The 18,888-nt window shown below is 74.9% G+C and carries 4 protein-coding genes; all 4 read left to right on the top strand.

Annotated features, from left to right (window positions below):
• Nucleotides 1-104: 104 nt before the first annotated feature.
• Complete coding sequence (locus AB0O36_RS19080; RefSeq protein ID WP_365111472.1) at nt 105-1,469, top strand: lysine N(6)-hydroxylase/L-ornithine N(5)-oxygenase family protein; 1,365 nt, start codon at nt 105-107, stop codon at nt 1,467-1,469.
• Between the two features lie 96 nt (nt 1,470-1,565).
• Nucleotides 1,566-2,609, top strand: a complete 1,044-nt coding sequence (locus AB0O36_RS19075; RefSeq protein WP_365111469.1) for an iron-siderophore ABC transporter substrate-binding protein — start codon at nt 1,566-1,568, stop codon at nt 2,607-2,609.
• Between the two features lie 42 nt (nt 2,610-2,651).
• On the top strand, nt 2,652-18,455 hold the full coding sequence (locus AB0O36_RS19070; protein ID WP_365111466.1) for an amino acid adenylation domain-containing protein: 15,804 nt from the start codon (nt 2,652-2,654) through the stop codon (nt 18,453-18,455).
• The gene (locus AB0O36_RS19065) at nt 18,452-18,682 is read left to right on the top strand and encodes an MbtH family protein (protein WP_365111463.1); all 231 of its coding nucleotides are present in this window, start codon (nt 18,452-18,454) and stop codon (nt 18,680-18,682) included. Before AB0O36_RS19070 ends, AB0O36_RS19065 begins: the two co-directional genes overlap by 4 nt.
• Nucleotides 18,683-18,888 lie beyond the last annotated feature (206 nt).

Below are 18,888 nucleotides of genomic sequence, written 5' to 3'. Positions count from 1 at the left end.
GCGTCGACAGGCTTGATTGATCAGGTTAGCCTTGCCTAAATTGTTGCTCGGTCGCCGTTCCTCCGGCGTGCCCAAAGCGGCTACACCGCACGATTGGGAGTCCCATGTCTCAGGCTCTTGCTGACGACGCACCACTGATCCATGACCTCATCGGAATCGGCTTCGGGCCGTCCAACGTGGCCATGGCGATCGCGCTCAGCGAGCACAACGCAGGCGTCGCACGCGAAGAGGCGGTCACCGCCCACTTCTTCGAGCGGCAGCCGCAGTTCGGCTGGCACCGGGGGATGCTGATCGACGACGCCACCATGCAGGTGTCCTTCCTCAAGGACCTGGTGACGCTGCGGAACCCGGCGAGCGAGTACAGCTTCCTCTGCTACCTGCAGAGCAAGGGCCGGCTGCTCGACTTCGTCAACCACAAGAACCTCTTCCCGCTCCGGGTCGAGTTCCACGACTACTTCGAGTGGGCGGCCGCCAAGGTCGACGACATGGTGTCCTACGGCTGCGAGGTCGTGGCCGTACGCCCGGTGACCGAGGACGGCGTGGTGCAGTACCTCGACGTCACCGCCCGCTCCGGCGGCGAACTCGTCACGCACCGGGCCCGCAACCTGGTCGTCGGCACCGGCCTGCGCCCCCGGATGCCCGAGGGCGTCGAACGTACCGAACGGGTCTGGCACAACTCCGACCTGCTCGCCCGGGTCGGGGAGCTGGAGGGCACCGAGCCCGGCCGCTTCATCGTGGTCGGCGCCGGCCAGAGCGCCGCCGAGAACGTGGCGTTCCTGCACCGCACCTTCCCCGGCGCCGAGGTCTGCGCGGTCTTCTCCCGGTACGGCTACAGCCCCGCCGACGACAGCAGCTTCGCCAACCGGATCTTCGACCCGGACGCGGTCGGCGAGTACTACGCCGCCCCCGAGGAGATCAAGCGCAAGCTGATCGACTACCACGGGAACACCAACTACTCCGTCGTCGACATCGACCTGATCGACGACCTGTACCGGCAGGAGTACCGGGAGAAGGTGCTCGGCACCGAACGCCTCCGGTTCCTGAAGGTCTCCCGCCTCACCGACGTGGTGGAGACCCCGGACAAGGTCCGCACCACCGTCGAGTCCCTGGTCACCGGCGAACGCACCCCGCTCGACGCCGACGTCCTGGTCTACGCGACCGGCTACCGCTCCGCCGACGGCCTCGAACTCCTCGGCGGCATCGAGGAGTACTGCCACCGCGACGAGCAGGGCCGGGTCCGGGTCGAACGCGACTACCGGGTCACCACCGATCCCGAACTGCGCTGCGGCGTCTACCTGCAGGGCGGCACCGAGCACACGCACGGCATCACCTCGTCGCTGCTCTCGAACACCGCCGTCCGCGTCGGCGAGATCCTCGACTCGATCGTCGGCCGCACGCCCGTCCGCGTACCGGACCGGGCCGGCACCGCCCCCGAGCCCGCCGCGAACGAGATCGGCTCCTCGCTCTAGCAGCCGCCCCCGCCCCGTACCAGCCCCGCCCGGTGCCGCCCGGCCCCGGGCCGGTGGCCTGCGCGCCCCGCACCACCCCCGTGAAAGGAAGCCCACGTGACCGTTCGACCACGCCCCGAGCTGACGAGGATCGCCGGAGCCGTCCCCCGGGTGGCCGTCGCCGCGGCCGCCGCGCTCGCGCTGACCGCCTGTGGCGGCGGCGACGACGGAGACAAGGCCGGGACCAGCGCGTCCGGCGGCACGTCGGCGGCCTCCGGGGCCTTCCCGGTCACCGTCGAGCACAAGTACGGCAGCACCACCATCTCCGCCGCCCCCAAGAAGGTCGTCACCCTCGGCCTGTCCGACCAGGACGCCGTCCTGGCCCTCGGCGTCACCCCGGTCGGCTCCGTGGACTGGTTCAAGGAGCAGCCGTACGGCAAGTGGCCCTGGGCCAAGGACAAGTGGGGCACCGACGCGCCGAAGATCGTCGGCGAGCGCGACGAGTACAACATGGAGAAGATCGCGGCCCTCAAGCCGGACCTGATCATCGCCCAGTACTCGGGCATGAAGAAGGAGCAGTACGAGACCCTGTCGAAGATCGCCAAGGTGGTCGCGCAGCCCAAGGGCGCCGAGGACTACCAGGCCGACTGGCAGGTCATGACCCGGCAGATCGGCAAGTCGCTCGGCAAGGAGGCCGAGGCCGGCAAGCTCATCGACGGCATCGACGAGCGCTTCAAGGCCGTCCGGGACAAGCACCCGGAGTGGAAGGGCAAGACCGTCGCGGTCGGCGAGCCCTACGAGCCCGGCAAGTTCTCCGCGTTCTCCCCGAACGACCCCAAGCTGAAGTTCTTCGCCGGCATGGGCTTCGGCACCTCCGAGGGCTACCGCACCGCGCTGGGCAAGGAGAACATCGCCGACCTCAGCTCCGAGCGCCTCGACGTGATGGAGGCCGACCGGACCGTCTGGCTGGGCACCGCCGAGACCGAGCAGGCCATGAAGGCCGACCCGCTCTACGCCAAGACCAAGGTCAGCCAGGAGAAGCGGGACCTGTTCCTGCCCTACGACAACCCCGACATCGGCGCCGCGCTGTCCTTCAACACCGTGCTGAGCATCCCGTACGCCATCGACCAGGTGGTGCCGAAGCTCGAAGCCATCAAGTAACCCTCCCCACCCCACGCACGACCAGGGAAAGGCCCTCGAACGATGCTTGACGCCGTGCCGGACCGGAACTCCGCCGCCGCGCTCCCGCTCACCGGCGGACAGACCGGAGTCTGGCTCGCCCAGCGGATCGAGCCGGACAGCTCGGCCTTCAACGTCACGTTCACCCTGGAACTGCGCGGTGACGTGGACCTCGGCAGCCTCGCCGCCGCCGTGCGGCAGGCCGTCGAGGAGGCCGACTGCCTCCACGTGCGGATCACCGAGGAGGACGGGCGGCCCGTGCAGCGGGTCCACCGCCTCCCGGTGACCGTGCCCGTGGTCGACCTCCGGGCCACGCCCGACCCGGAGGGCGCCGCCTGGGAGTGGATCGAGGAGGACCGCCTCCGGTCCGTCGACCCCGGCGAGGGCCCCCTGTCCGCCCACACCCTCCTGCGCCTCGCCGACGACCGGGTCCTGTGGTGCCAGCGCTACCACCACCTGGTCATCGACGGTGTCGGCATCGGCCTGCTCTCCCGCCGGGCCGGCGAGATCTACACCGGCACCCACCCCGTGACCGAACCCGGCTGGGAACTCTGCCGGCTCACCGCCGCCGAGGACACCTACCGGGGCTCCGGGCAGTACGCCACCGACCGCGCGTACTGGCTGGAGCGGTTCGCCGACCGGCCCCGCCCCGTACGCCTGGTCGAACCCGGCCAGAAGATGATCTCCCGCCGGTGGCGGCGCGCCACCGAACTGTCCGTGGCGGACACCGAACGGCTCAAGGCGTCGGCCGGGGCGTCCGGCGCCCGGCTGTCCACCCTGCTCGTCGCCGCCGCGGCCGCCTACGTCCACCGCACCACGGGCGAACAGGACATCGTCCTCGGCCTGCCCGTCACCACCCGCCGCGACCCCGCCGCCGCCGGCGTGCCCGGCATGGTGTCCAACATCATGCCGCTGCGCCTCGACGTCCGCCCCGGCACGACCATCGGCGAGCTGCTGACCCAGGCCGCCCGGCGGATCGCCGAGACCGTCGAGCACGGCCGCTACCGTGCCGAGGACCTCGCCAAGGACCTCGGTCTGGTGGAAGGCGTCGCCGAACTCGTCGGCCCCACCGTCAACCTCCTTCCCGGCACCGGCTGGATGACCTTCCGCGACCACGCGTCCGACCTGCGCCCGCAGTGGCTCGGCCCGGTCAGCGACCTCGCCCTCACCGTCGGCGAGTCCGTCCGCGGCGCGATCCGGCTCCTGTTCGACGCCGACGCGGACCAGTGCACCGAGGACGGCCTCGTCGCCCACCAGGAGCGCTTCGGCATCCTGCTCGACGCCTTCGCCGGCGACCCCGGCCGCCCCCTGGGCCGGATCGACCTCACCGCCGCCGCCGAACGCGCCCTGCTGCTGGAGGAGTTCGGCATCGCACCGGCCGAATCCCCGGAGGTGTCCTGGCCGGACGCCTTCGAGGAGCAGGTCCGCCGGGCCCCGCACTCCGTCGCCCTGGTCTGCGAGGACCGCGAACTCACCTACGCCGAACTGGACGCCGCCGCCAACCGGCTGGCCCGGCTGCTCGCCGAACGCGGCGTCGGCGCCGAGGACGTCGTCGGCGTGGCCCTGCCCCGCTCGCCCGAACTCGTCACCGCGCTGCTGGCCGTCATGAAGACCGGCGCCGCCTACCTGCCGCTGGACGCCGACCACCCGCGGGACCGCCTCGCCTACATGCTGGACGACGCAGGCGCCCGGACCGTCGTCACCACGGCCGGACAGGCCGCCGGCCTGCCCGAGCCGTCCGCACCCGGCCTGCTGCTCCTCGACGACCCGGGGACCGCGGCCGCCCTCGCCGCCCAGGACCCCACCGCCCTCGGCCGTCAGATCCCGCTCGACCAGGCCGCGTACGTTATCTACACCTCCGGCTCCACCGGCCGCCCCAAGGGCGTGGTGGTCTCCCACGACGGGGTCGGCAGCCTGATCGCCACCGCCACCGGACGGATCGGCATCCGCCCCGACAGCCGGGTCGTCCAGTTCGCCTCGGCCGGCTTCGACGTGACCGTCTGGGACCTGGTCATGTCCCTGTGCGTGGGCGGCCGCATCATCGTCGTACCCGCCGAACGCCGGGTCGCCGGACCCGCCCTCACCGACTACATCGCGGCCCACCGGGCCACCCACATGATCCTGCCGCCGTCGCTGGTCTCGGCGCTGCCGCGGGACTGCGAACTCCCCGAGGGCTCCGTCCTCGTCGTCGGCACCGAGGCCGTGCCCGCCGAGCTCATCGCCCGCTGGGCCGGCCGGGTCCGCATCGTCGTCGCCTACGGACTCACCGAGGCCACCGTCAACTCCACGCTGTGGCTCGCCGACCCGGACCGGACCGGCCCCGCGCCGATCGGCGAACCCGATCCCAACACCCGCGCCTACGTCCTGGACCCCGCGCTGCGCCCGGTCCCCGTCGGAGCCGAGGGCGAGCTCTACGTCGGCGGCCGCGGCCTGGCCCGCGGCTACCTGGGCCGCCACGCGCTCACCTCCGAGCGGTTCGTCGCCGACCCCTACGGGGAGCCCGGCAGCCGCATGTACCGCACCGGGGACCGGGTGCGCTGGACCGAGGACGGCAACCTCCTCTTCCTCGGCCGCGCCGACGGCCAGATCAAGATCCGCGGCCACCGCATCGAACCCGGTGAGATCGAGAGCGCCTTCATGGCCTGCCCGGGCATCGCCCAGGCCGCCGTACTGGTCCGGGAGGACCACCGCAACACCAGGCGGCTCGTCGCCTACCTGGTCGCCGGGCCGGGCACCGACGCCGACGCCGGTGACGCCGAGGCCGGGGCGGACGCCGTGGTCGCCGCCGCGCGCGACGCCGTCGCGCGGGCCCTGCCCGACCACATGGTGCCCTCCGCCGTGGTCCGCCTCGACGGGCCGCTGCCGCTCACCCCCAACGGCAAGCTCGACACCCGCGCGCTGCCCGAGCCCCGGTGGACCGCCATGACGGGCGGAGCCGCCCCGACCACCCCCGCCGAAACCGTCCTCGCCGGGCTGTTCGCCGAGGTGCTCGGACTGCCCTCGGTCGGCGTCCACGACAGCTTCTTCGAGCTCGGCGGCGACAGCATCGTCGCCATCCAGCTGGTCACCCGCGCCCGCACGGCCGGCCTCGCCGTCACCCCGCGCGACGTGTTCCGGCTGCGCACGGTGGCCGGTCTGGCCCGCGCGGCCGAGCTCGCCGCCGGGGAGCAGGACGCCGCGGGGACCCGGTCCGCCGCGGACACCGCCGCCGGCACCGCCGCCGTGCCCGAGCCCTTCTCCCTGGTCCCGCTGACCGGCGAGGAGCGGGCCGAGTACGCCGACGGCATCGGCGGACTGTACGACGTGGTGCCCGCCACCCCGCTCCAGGAGGGCTTCTTCTTCCACGCCGCCCTGGACCGCGCGGACCGGGAGGGCGACGCCGACGGGTACACCGTCCAGGACGTCCTGGAACTGGCCGGGGACGTAGACCCGGAGGCCCTGCGCACCGCCGCGCAGCGGCTCCTGGACCGCCACCCGGCGCTGCGGGCCGCGTTCCGCGCCCACTCCGGCGGCGGCATCGTCCAGGTCATCGGCGAGCGCGTGGAACTCCCCTGGGGCTTCACCGACCTGACCGGTCTCGACCCCGACGAGCAGACCCTCCGTACCGGCGAGGTCGCCGCGGCCGAACGCGCCGGGGGCTTCGACCTGGGCCGGCCGCCGCTGATGCGGGCCGCCCTGGTCCGGCTGGGCGCCGACCGCTCGCTGCTGGTCCTGACCCTGCACCACATCATCGTCGACGGCTGGTCGGTGGGCCTGGTCGTGCGCGAACTCCTCGACGGCTACCGTCCGGGCCTGCCCGCCGTCGGCGCCGCCGAGCCGTCCCCCGCGTACCGCGCCTACGCCGGCTGGCTGGCCGGCCGTGACCGGGACGGCGCCCGCGCGGCCTGGCGCGCGGCCCTCGACGGGCACACGGAGGCGGCCGGGCTGCCCCACCGGGCCGCCGGCGCCGGCCAGGACGCCGCCGGAGCCCTCACGGTGGAGCTGTCCGCCGCGGAGACCGCGGCCCTCACCGAGCGGGCCCGCCGGCTCGGGCTCACCCTGGCGGGCGTGGTCCAGGGCGCCTTCGGCCTGGTCCTCGGCGATGTCCTCGGCACCCGGGACGTGGTGTTCGGCACGACCGTGTCCGGCCGTCAGGCGCCCGTCGCCGGGATCGAGACCCTGGTCGGGCTGCTCATCAACACCGTGCCCGCCCGGCTCGCCTGGACGCCGGAGCAGCCGCTCGCCTCCGTCCTGGCCCGCTTCCAGGAGCAGCAGGCCGACCTCCTGGAACACCAGCACCTCGGACTCGCCGAGATCCAGCGGGCGGCCGGCCGCACGGACCTGTTCGACGCCCTCGTGGTGGTGGAGAACCTGCCCGGGACGGGGGAGCTCACCGACCCCGCCGGCACCCTGCGCATCACCGACTCGCGGATCAGCGACGGCGTGCACTACCCGCTCGCGCTGACCGTGCTGCCCGGGCAGCGGCTCACCCTCCGCCTGGAGCACGACCGGTCCCGCCTGGACGACCGCGCCGCCCGCGGCTTCGCCGACCGGCTGCGCGCCGTACTCGACCGGCTGACCGCCGACCCGGAGCTGCCGGTCGGCCGGCTGCCCCTGGCGCCCGCCGGCCGGCTCCCCGCCCTCCCGGCCGGCCTCACCGGCGAACCCGGCGCCGCCGCGGCCTCCCGCCCGGCGGTCCACGAGCTGATCGCCGCCCAGGCCGCCCGTACGCCCGGTGCGACCGCGGTCGTGACGGAGGACGGCACCACCGACCACGCCGCCCTGGACGCCCGGGCCGAGGCCCTCGCCCGGCGGCTGACCGCGCTCGGCGCCGGACCGGAGACCGTCGTCGCCGTCGCCGTGCCCCGCTCCGCGGAGTCCCTGGTCGCCCTGCTCGGCGTATGGAAGGCCGGCGCCGCCTGGCTGCCGGTGGACGTGGACCACCCCGCCGACCGGGTGCGGCACATGCTCACCGACTCCGGGGCCCGTCTGGTCGTCGTCACCGACGACTCCCGGCTCCGCCTGCCCACGGGCACCGGCGCCGAGCCGGTGCCGATCGGCCCCGGCCACGAGGAGCGCCTCCCGGCGGACGCGGCCCCGCTGCCCGCCGTCCGCCCGGACTCCGCCGCGTACGTCATGTACACCTCGGGCTCCACCGGGGTGCCCAAGGGCGTCGTCGTCCCGCACGGTGCGCTGGCCGCCCAGCTGACCTGGACCGCACGGCACTTCGGCTTCGGCCCGGACGACCGGGTGCTGCACCAGTACTCGACCGGCTTCGACCCCGCCCTCCAGGAGATGTTCGTCCCGCTGCTCACGGGCGGCACCGTGGTCGTCGCCCGGCCGGACGGCCACCGCGACCCGGCCTACCTCACCGGGCTGATCCGCGCCGAACGGGTCACCACCGTCGACCTGGTGCCGTCCGTCTACGGCGCCCTGCTCGCCGAGGAGGCCGGGGAGGCGGCCGCGCCGGCCACGGACGGGACCGGCACGGACGGGCCCGCCACGGACGGGCCGTGGTGGCGCACCCTGCGCCGGGCCTTCAGCGGTGGCGAGGCCCTGCCCGCCCGGCTCGCCCGCCGCTGGCACGAGGCCACCGGCGTCCCGCTCCACAACGTGTACGGGCCCACCGAGGCCGTCATCCAGGTCACCAGCCACCGGGCCGACCCGGCCGGGGCCGGCGGCACCGGGGGCACGGTGCCCATCGGCCGCGCCGTCGGCGGCACCCGCCTCTACGTCCTCGACCGGTACCTCCGCCACGTCGCGGCGGGGGAGCCCGGCGAGCTCTACATCGCGGGCGGACAGCTCGCCCGCGCCTACCACGGCCGCGCCGCGCTCACCGCGGAGCGGTTCACCGCCGACCCGTTCGGCGGGCCCGGGGAGCGGATGTACCGCACCGGAGACATGGTCCAGTTCAGTGGCGACGGAGCGCTCACCTACCTCGGGCGCACCGACCACCAGGTCAAGATCAGGGGAAACCGAGTGGAACTCGGGGAAATCGAAGCCCGGCTGCGGGACGAACCGGCCGTCGGGGAGGTCGTGGTGACCGCCCGTGAGGACGAGCGCGGCACCAAGCAGCTGGTGGCCTACCTGGTCCCGGCCCGGGGCGCCCGCCTCGACACCGAAGCCGTCCGGGCCGCCGCCACCGCCGCGCTGCCCGCCCCGATGGTCCCGGCGCACTTCGTCACCCTCGACGCCCTGCCGCTGACCCCCGGCGGCAAGACCGACCTCAGGGCGCTGCCCGCCCCCGAGGTCCGCCGCACGGCGGCCGCCCCGGCCGCCCCCGCCCCCGCGGTCGGCCGGGAGGGCCGCGAGGAGCGGCTCCGCGGCATCTTCGCCGCCGTCCTCGGCCTCGACGGGGTCGGCGCCGACGAGGACTTCTTCGGGCTCGGCGGCGACAGCATCCTCTCCATGTCGGTCGTCAGCCGCGCCCGCAAGGCCGGCATCACCATCGGCCCCCGCGACGTCTTCGAACACCGCACCCCCGCCGCCCTGGCGGCCGCCGCCGGCGGCCCCGCGGACACCACCGCCGCCCCGGCCGCCGACCCCGACGGCATCGGCGACCTCACCCTGCTGCCCATCGTCCACCAGCTCCGCGAGGACGGCGGCCCCATCGGCCGGTTCAACCTGTCGATGCTGCTCCAGGCCCCCGCCGACGCCGACACCGGCCGGCTCGCCCGGGTCCTGCAGTCCGTCCTCGACCACCACGACGGCCTCCGCCTCACCCTGACCCGGATGGACCTCGGCCCGGCCATCCCCGCCCTCTGGTCCGCCCGGACCGCCGAGCCGGGCGGCACCGACGCCGCCGCCCTGCTTCGCCGCGCTGACGCCGCCGGACTCGACGACACCGCACTGCGCGCACTGATCGCCGCCGAATCCGACGCCGCCGCCTCCCGCCTCGACCCCGACACGGGCACCACGGTGCAGGCCGTCTGGTTCGACGCCGGCGCCGGAACCCCCGGCAGGCTGCTGCTGGTCGTGCACCACCTCGTCGTCGACGGGGTGTCCTGGCGGGTGCTGCTCGGAGACCTCGCCGCCGCCTGGGACGCCGTCGCCGACGGCCGCACCCCGGCCCTGGAGCCCGTACCCGTATCGCTGCGCCGGTTCGCCCGGACCGTCGCCGAGCAGGCCACCTCCCCCGAGCGGCAGGCCGAACTCCCGTACTGGGCACAGGTCCTGGCACCCGGCGCCGAGCTCGTCCCGGGCGCCGGCCGGACCGGCACCGCCGGCGCCGCCCGCGACCTCACCCTCACCCTGCCCACCGAGCTCACGGGCGCGCTGCTCACCAGGGTCCCCGCGGCCGCGGGCGCGGACGTCACCGAGGTGCTGCTGGCCGCCCTGCGCACCGCGGTGTCCGTCCGGCGCGGCGAGTCCGCCGGAGCCACGGCCGCCGGAGGCGCCCTCGCCGACGCCGACCTGCTGGTCGACCTGGAGCGGCACGGCCGCCAGGGCACCGGCCTGGACCTGTCCCGCACGGTCGGCTGGTTCACCTCCCTGCACCCCGTACGGCTGCCCGCGGCCGGCACCGCCTTCGAGGCCCTGCGCGCCGCCAAGGAAGCCGTACGGTCCGCCCCCGACGCCGGCGCCGGCTACGGCATGCTGCGCTACCTGAACCCGCAGCTCGCCCCGGTCTTCGCGCAACTGTCCACCGCCCAGGTGCTGTTCAACTACTTCGGCCGGCTGCCCGCCGACCAGACCCGCGACTGGGCGCCCGCCGCCGAGACCGACGCGCTCGCCGTGGCACCGGACGACGGCCTGGCCATGCCCTACCCGCTCCAGCTCAACGCGCTCTGCGCGGACACCCCCGCCGGCCCCGAACTCCGCGCCACCTGGACCTGGGCCGACGGCGGCCCGCTGACCCGCGAGGACGTCGAGGGCATCAGCCGCGCCTTCGCCGCCGCCCTGCGCGAACTCGCCGAGCAGACCGCGGACGGCCCCGTCCGCGCCGCCCTCACCCCCTCCGACCTGCCACTCGTCGTACTCGACCAGGACGCGATCGACCGCGTCCAGGAAGCCGCCCCGCTCCCGGTCACCGACATCTGGCCGCTGTCCCCGCTGCAGGAGGGCATCCACTTCCACGCCAGCTACGACACCGAGGGCCTGGACGTCTACACCGCCCAGGACTGCTTCGACTTCGACCGCAGGCTCGACGCCGACCGGCTGCGCACCGCCATCGGCGCCCTCCTCGCCCGGCACCCCGCCCTGCGCACCGGCATCACCGCGGACGGGCTGCCCGCCCCCGTGCAGTTCCTCGCAGCGGCCGCGGACGTCCCGGTCCCGCTCACCGAGACCGACCTCACCGGCCTGGACGCCACCGCCCGGCAGGCCCGGCTCGACGCCATCTCCGGGGCCGACCGCACCCGCCGCTTCGACCTGGCCGCCCCGCCGCTGTTCCGGCTCCACCTGATCCGGCTCACCGACACCACCGACCGGCTGATGCTCACCCACCACCTGGTCGCCTGGGACGGCTGGTCGCAGTCGCTGTTCCTCGACGAGCTCCTCGGGCTGTACGCCTCCGCCGGCGACACCACCGGCATGCGCGAGCCCGGCAGCTACCGCGACTACCTGGCCTGGCTCGCCGGACAGGACGCCGACGCGGCGCGTGCCGCCTGGCGCGGCGCCCTGGCCGGCCTGGACGAGCCCACCCTGGTCGCCCGTACCCGCGGCGGCGAACCCGTCATCCCGCGCCGCCACAGCCTCGACTTCGAGGACGGGCTCGGCGACCGGCTGCGCACCGCCGCCCGCGAGCACGGCCTGACCGTCAACGCGGTGCTGTCCGCCGCCTGGGCGCTGGTGCTCTCCGCCGCCGTCGGCCGCGACGACGTGGTCTTCGGCGCCACCGTGGCCGGCCGTCCCGCCGACGTGCCCGGCGCCGACACCGCCATCGGCATGTTCCTCAACACCGTCCCGCAGCGGATCACCCTCCGCCCCGACGAGCCGGTCGCGGACCTGCTGCACCGCATCCAGGCCGAGCGGGTCGCCCTGATGGACCACGAGTACCTCGGACTCGCCGAACTCCAGCAGGCCGGCGGCCACGGCGTCCTCTTCGACACCCTGTACGTGCTGCAGAACTTCGCCGACGAGGGAGGCTTCCGCGCCCTCACGCAGCGGCACGGCATCACCGGCGTGGACAGCGTGGACGCCACCCACTACCCGCTCACCCTGATCGTGAACCCGGCCGCGACCGTCCGGGCCAAGCTGGAGTACCGCCCGGACCTGATCACCGACCGCCAGGCCGCCGCGATCCTGGACCGCTTCCGCACCCTGGTCGAACGCCTCCTCGGCGACCTCGGCGCCGCCACCGGCACCGTCGACCTGCTGCTGCCCGGCGAGCGCGCCGACCTGGAGTCCGCCTGGGCCGACAGCGACCGGCCCCTGCCCGACGAGACCGTCGCCGACCTGCTCGCCGCGCAGGCCGCCCGTACGCCCGACGCCACCGCCGTGGTCTTCGGCGGGGAAGTCCTCACCTACGCCGCACTCGACGCCCGGATCAACCGGACGGCCCGGCTGCTGCTGGCCCGCGGGGCCGGCCCGGAGCGCACCGTGGCGCTGGCCCTGCCCCGCTCCACCGAGATGGTCGTCGCGCTGTTCGCGGTGCTCCGCACCGGAGCCGCGTACCTGCCGCTCGACCTGGACCACCCGGCCGACCGGCTGCGCCTGATGGTCGAGGACACCGGCCCGCTGTGCCTGCTGACCACCACCGCCGTCGCCCCCGCCCTGCGCGGCCCGGACGGCCCGCTCGCCCCTGAGGTGGCCCTGGACGACCCGGCCGTCGCGGACGCCCTCGCCGCACTGCCGGACACTCCCGTCACCGACGCCGAACGGCCCGCGTTCGCGCCCGGCACACCCGGCCGGCTGGAGCACCCGGCGTACGTCATCTACACCTCCGGCTCCACCGGCAAGCCCAAGGGCGTCGTCACCCCCTACCGGGGCCTGACGAACATGCAGCTCAACCACCAGACCGAGGTGTTCGACCCGGCCATCGCCGCGGCCGGCGGACGGCGGCTGCGGATCGCGCACACCGTCTCCTTCGCCTTCGACATGTCCTGGGAGGAGCTGCTCTGGCTGGTCGAGGGCCACGAGGTGCACGTCTGCGACGAGGAACTGCGCCGCGACGCCGAGGCCCTGGTCGCCTACTGCGACCGGAACCGCATCGACGTCGTCAACGTGACCCCCACCTACGCCCAGCTGCTCATCGAGGAGGGCCTCCTCGACCGCGACGAACCGGCGGGCGAGCGGGACGTACCCGCGGGTGGGCAGGACGTACCCGCCGACGAGCGGGGGGAGCACACCGGCCGGCACCGGCCCGCCCTGGTCCTGCTCGGCGGCGAGGCCGTCTCCGACACCGTGTGGACCCGCCTCGCCGAGACCGAGGACACCTACGGCTACAACCTGTACGGGCCCACCGAGTACACCATCAACACCCTCGGCGGCTCCACCGCCGACAGCCCCACCCCGACCGTCGGCCGGCCCATCCGCAACACCCGCGGCTACGTCCTGGACGCCAGGCTCCGCCCGGTGCCGCCCGGCTGCCCCGGCGAGCTGTACATCGCCGGCACCGGCCTGGCCCGCGGCTACCACGCCCGGCCCGGCCTCACGGCGGAACGGTTCGTCGCCGACCCGTTCGGCGCCCCCGGCGGCCGTATGTACCGCACCGGCGACCTGGTCCGGCAGCGCCCCGACGGCCTGATCGACTTCCTCGGCCGCACCGACGACCAGGTCAAGATCCGCGGCTACCGGATCGAGCTCGGCGAGATCTCCACCGCCCTCGCCGACCACCCCGCAGTCGCCCACGCCGCCGTGGTCGTGCACGAGACCGCGGGCACCAAGCGGCTCGTCGGTTACGTCGTCCCGGCCGGAGGGGCCGCCGCGGACGGCGGACACCCCGCCGGAGCGGAGGAGTGGGTGCAGGCCCTGCGCGAGCACCTGAAGACCCGGCTGCCCGACTACATGGTCCCGGCCGCCCTGGTGACCGTCGCCGTCCTCCCGCTCACCGTCAACGGCAAGCTCGACGTACGGGCCCTGCCCGCCCCCGAGTTCGCCGCCGCCGGCACCGGCCGCGCCCCCCGCACCCCGCAGGAGGAGATCCTCACCGCCCTCTACGCCGAGGTGCTCGGCCTGCCCGCCGGCAGCGTCGGCATCGACAGCGACTTCTTCGAGCTCGGCGGCCACTCGCTGCTCGCCACCCGGCTCATCGGCCGTGCCCGGACCGCCCTCGCCGCCGAACTCGCCATCCGCGACCTCTTCGAGGCCCGGACCCCCGCGGAACTCGCCGGACTCGTCGGGCGCGGCGCCCGCTCCGGCGGACCGGCCCGCCCCGCGCTCACCGCGTACGAGCGGCCCGACCGGCTCCCGCTCTCCCACGCCCAGCAGCGCCTGTGGATGATCCAGCAGATCGAGTGCACCTCGGCCGCGTACAACTTCCCCCTGGTCATGCGGCTGCGCGGGACCCTCGACCGGGACGCCTGGACCGCCGCCCTCGGTGACGTCACCGACCGGCACGAGGCCCTGCGTACCCTGTTCACCGACCACGACGGCCAGGCCGTCCAGCGGATCCTCCCGGCCGGCACCGCCCGCCCCGCCGTGGAACTGCTGCACGCCGCCGAGGACGAGGTCCCGGCCCTGGTCGACGCCGCCGTCGGCCGGCCCTTCGACCTGGCCCGCGAACTCCCGCTGCGCGCCACCCTGATCGAGACCGCGCCCGACAGCCACGTCGTCGTCCTGCTGCTGCACCACATCACCACCGACGAGTGGTCCGACCGCCCCTTCCTGCGCGACCTCGCCCGGGCCTACGCCGCCCGCCGCGCCGGCACCGCGCCCGCCTGGGAGCCGCTGCCCGTCCAGTACGCCGACTACGCCCTGTGGCAGCAGGAGCTCCTCGGGGACCCCGCCGACCCGGCCTCCCCCGCCGCCCGCCAGCTGGACCACTGGAACACCGTCCTGGCCGGGGCCCCCGAGGAACTGGAGCTCCCCGCGGACCGGGCCCGCCCGGCCCGCCCGGCGTTCACCGGCGCCGAACTCGACGTCGATTTCGACGCCGCCGCCTACCGGGGCCTGAAGGCGCTGTCCCGGGAGACCGGCGCCAGCATGTTCATGGTGGTCCACGCGGCCGTCGCCGCACTGCTGCACCGCATGGGCGCCGGCACCGACATCCCGCTGGGCGCGCCGATCGCGGGCCGCGGCGAGGAATCCCTCGACGACCTGGTCGGCTTCTTCGTCAACACCCTCGTGCTGCGCACCGACCTGTCCGGCGACCCCAGCTTCACCGAGCTGCTGGCCCGGGTCCGCGACACCGACCTGGCGGCGTTCTCGCACGCCGACGTGCCCTTCGAGGCCGTCGTGGAGAAGCTCAACCCGACCCGGTCGCTGGCCCGGAACCCGCTGTTCCAGGTGATGGTCGGCTACCACCAGCGCACCGACGGCGCCCTGGACCTGCCCGGCCTGACCGTGGAGCACGTCCCCTTCCGGATCGGCTCCGCCAAGTTCGACCTGGTGTTCAGCTTCACCGAGCACACGACCGACGAGGAGGACAGCGGCTCCCTGGAGTGCCGCCTGGAGTACGCCACCGAACTCTTCGACCCGGAGACCGCCGACCGCCTGGCCGCCTGCCTGCGCCGCCTGGTCGCCGCCGTCGCCGAGGCGCCCGGCGCCCCGCTGTCCGCCGCCCGCGTCCTCGGCGAGGACGAGCGCCGGCTGGTCCTGGAAGGGTTCAACGGCGGCCCGCGCCCGGTCGACGAGCTGTCGATACCCGCCCTGTTCGCCCGGCACGTCACCACCCGCCCCGACGCGACGGCCCTGGTCGACCGGTCCGAACGGCTGACCTACGCCCAGCTGGACGCCCGCTCCAACCGGATCGCCCGCCTGCTCGCCGAGCACGGCGTCGGCACCGAGAGCGTGGTCGGCGTCGCCGTCCCGCGTTCCGCCGACATGATCGCCACCGTGCTGGCCGCCCTGAAGCTGGGCGCCGCCTTCCTCCCGCTGGACCTGGTCCACCCCGGGGACCGGCTCGCCTACATGACCGCCGACTCGGCCGCCGCGCTGGTCGTCGGCACCGAACCGGTCGCCGGGAAGATCCCCGCCGTCGACGGCGTCCCGGTGCTGCTGCTCGACGAGCCGGCCACCGCCGCCCGCCTCGCCGTGCTCCCCGACACCCCGCCGGCCGTCCCCGAGGTGCCGCTCGACCAGGCCGCGTACGTCATCTACACCTCCGGCTCCACCGGCCGCCCCAAGGGCGTGGTCGTCCCGCACGAGGGCATCTCCAGCCTGGTCGCCACCGCCGTGGACCGGATGGGCCTCCGGCCCGACAGCACCGTGCTGCAGTTCGCCTCGATCGGCTTCGACGTCTTCGCGTTCGAACTGGTCATGGCCCTCTGCCACGGCGGCACCCTGGTCCTGATCACCGAGGAGGCCCGGGTCGCCGGACCGGAGCTCACCGACTTCCTCGCCGAGCACGCGATCACCCACATGATCCTGCCGCCGTCCCTGGTCTCCGCGCTCCCGCCGGGCTGCACCCTGCCCGAGGGCTCCACCGTCCTGGTCGGCACCGAGACCGTACCGCCGGACCTCTTCGAGCGGTTCGGCGCCACCGCCGACCTGATCTGCGCCTACGGACTGACCGAGGCCACGGTCAACTCCACCCTGTGGGACTCCCGGCGGGCGGTCACCCGCCCCGCCGGCCGCGTCCCGATCGGCATTCCCGACCCCAACACCCTGTGCTACGTGCTGGACGACCGGCTCCGGCCCGTCCCGCCCGGCGTGGTCGGCGAACTGTACGTCTCCGGACGGGGCCTGGCCCGCGGCTACCTCGGCCGCCCCGGCCTCACCGCCGAGCGCTTCACCGCCGACCCGTTCGGCGCCCCCGGCACCCGCATGTACCGGACCGGAGACCGGGCCCGCTGGCGCACCGACGGAAACCTCGACTTCCTCGGCCGGGTCGACACCCAGGTGAAGATCCGCGGCTTCCGCATCGAGCTCGGCGAGATCGAGGCCGCGCTCGCCGGACACCCCGGCGTCGCCCAGGCCACCGTGCTGCCCGACCGCGACGGCGACATCGTCCGCCTCGTCGGCTACGTCGTCCCCGACCGGGACACCGCCCTCGACCTGCGCGAACTCCGCGCCCACGCGGCCGGCGCCCTCCCCGAGTACATGGTCCCGGCGCTGCTGGTGCCGCTCGACGGCCCGCTGCCGCTCACCCCCAACGGCAAGCTGGACCACAAGGCGCTGCCCGCGCCCGACTGGTCCGGCATGACCGGCGACGCCCGCCCGGCCGGCGGGACCCAGACCCGGCTCGCCGCCCTCTTCGGCGAGATCCTCAGGCTGGACGCCGTCGGCGCGCACGACAGCTTCTTCGCCCTCGGCGGGCACTCCATGGCCGCCATGCGCCTGCTCGGCCGGATCCGCTCCGAGTTCGGCGCCGAACTGACCATCCGCGACGTCTTCGACGCCCAGACCGTCGCCGGCATCGCCGACCGCCTGCACGGCGCGACCGCCACCGCGGCCGCCGCCCGGCCGGAACTCCGCGCGGCGGAGTCCGGCGGCGCGCACGGGACGCGCGCCCCGGCACCCGTACAGCACTGGCAGTGGTCCGCGTACCGGCGGTACGCGGCCGACGACCACGCCCTGGTGCTGCGCTCCCCGGGCCTGCTGGACCCGGCGGCCCTGGCGGCCGCGCTCGACGACCTCACGGCCCGGCACGAGCCGCTGCGCACCCGCTTCGCCGAACGGGACGGGCAGCTCACCGCGCTGCCGGCCGACCCGCCGGCACTGGAGCACGAGACCTGCGCCGACCTCGACGCCCGGCTCGCCGAACTCGCCGTGGAGGAACCGGACCTGGCCTCCGCCGCACCGCTGCGGGCCAGGCTGCTCAAGGCCCCGGACGGCAGCCAGGCACTGCTGCTGCGGGCGCACTACCTCGGCGTGGACGAATGGTCCGTCGTACCGCTCTTCCGCGACCTCACCACCGCCTACGCGGCCCGGGAGCGCGGGACGGCCCCCGACTGGCAGCCGCTGCCGGTCGGTTACGGCGACTACGCCCGCTGGGCACGGGAGCTGCTCGGCGACCCGGCCGACCCCGGGTCGGCCGTCGCCCGCCAACTCGCCTACTGGCGGCAGGCACTGGACGGCGCGCCCGCCGGACTGGCCCTGCCCACGGACCGGCCGCGCTCCGCGGACGACTCCGGGCCCTCGCGCACCGACCACGTCCCCTTCGTGCTCGACGAGGAGCTCCACTCCGCCCTCGACCGGCTCGCGGCATCCACCGGCACCAGCCTCTTCATGGTGCTGCACGCCGCCCTGTCGGCGCTGCTCACCGCGCACGGCGCCGGCACGGACCTGCCGATCGGCACCATGGTCGCCGGACGCACCGACGAGCGGCTCGCCGACCTGGTCGGCTGCTTCTTCAACACGGTCGTCCTGCGCACCGACACGGCCGGCGACCCGTCCTTCGCCGCCCTGCTGGAGCGAGTACGGGAGACGACCCTGGCCGCGCTCGACCGGCAGGACGTCCCCTTCGACGAGGTGGTCCGCGCGACCGGACTGTTCGCGGCGGGCCCCCAGGTCATGGTGGTCCACCACGAGCAGGCGGACTTCGCCGAACTGGAGGGCGGCATGGGCTCGTTCCACGCCGTCCCGACCGGTGCGGCACGCGGCGAGCTCACCTTGAGCTTCTACGAGCCGCGCGGCGACGGCCCCGTCCCCTGCGAACTGGTCTTCGCCACACCGCTGCTGGGCCGGGGCAAGGCGGCCCGGCTCGCCGGCGAACTGCACGTGCTGCTGCGCTCTGTGGCAGCAGATCCCGGACAGCCGCTCTCCGAGCTGTTCACCATCATGTCCACGAGGAGCGAAAACGCATGAGCGCCAACCCCACCACCTCCACGAACCCGTTCGAAGACCCGCAGGGCCGATTCCTGGTCCTGGTCAACGACGAGAACCAGCACTCGGTCTGGCCCTCCTTCGCGGAGGTGCCGGCCGGCTGGCGGACCGTCTTCGGGGAGGACACGCGGGACGCCTGCCTGACGTACGTGGAGAACAACTGGACGGACCTCCGGCCGGCGAGCCTGATCGCTGCGCAGCAGGGCTGACCCGCCGCGGCGCGACCCCGCCCGGCGGGCCCCGCGCCGGCTGCCCCGGGAGAGCCCCCGCACCCCGCCCCACGGCGGCGTGCGGGGGCTCGCCCGCTTATCGCCCGCTGCGCGGGCGGGCGCCACATGCCCGCGCAGCGCCGGGCACCCCGCGCGAGGGATCGCCCCGCGAGGGGACGCCGGAGGCCCGGCCGCCTCGGAGGAGG

This window comes from Streptomyces sp. NPDC089799 (genome assembly GCF_040684755.1).
Taxonomy (GTDB): domain Bacteria; phylum Actinomycetota; class Actinomycetes; order Streptomycetales; family Streptomycetaceae; genus Streptomyces.
This window is presented reverse-complemented; position numbering and strand designations above follow the sequence as displayed.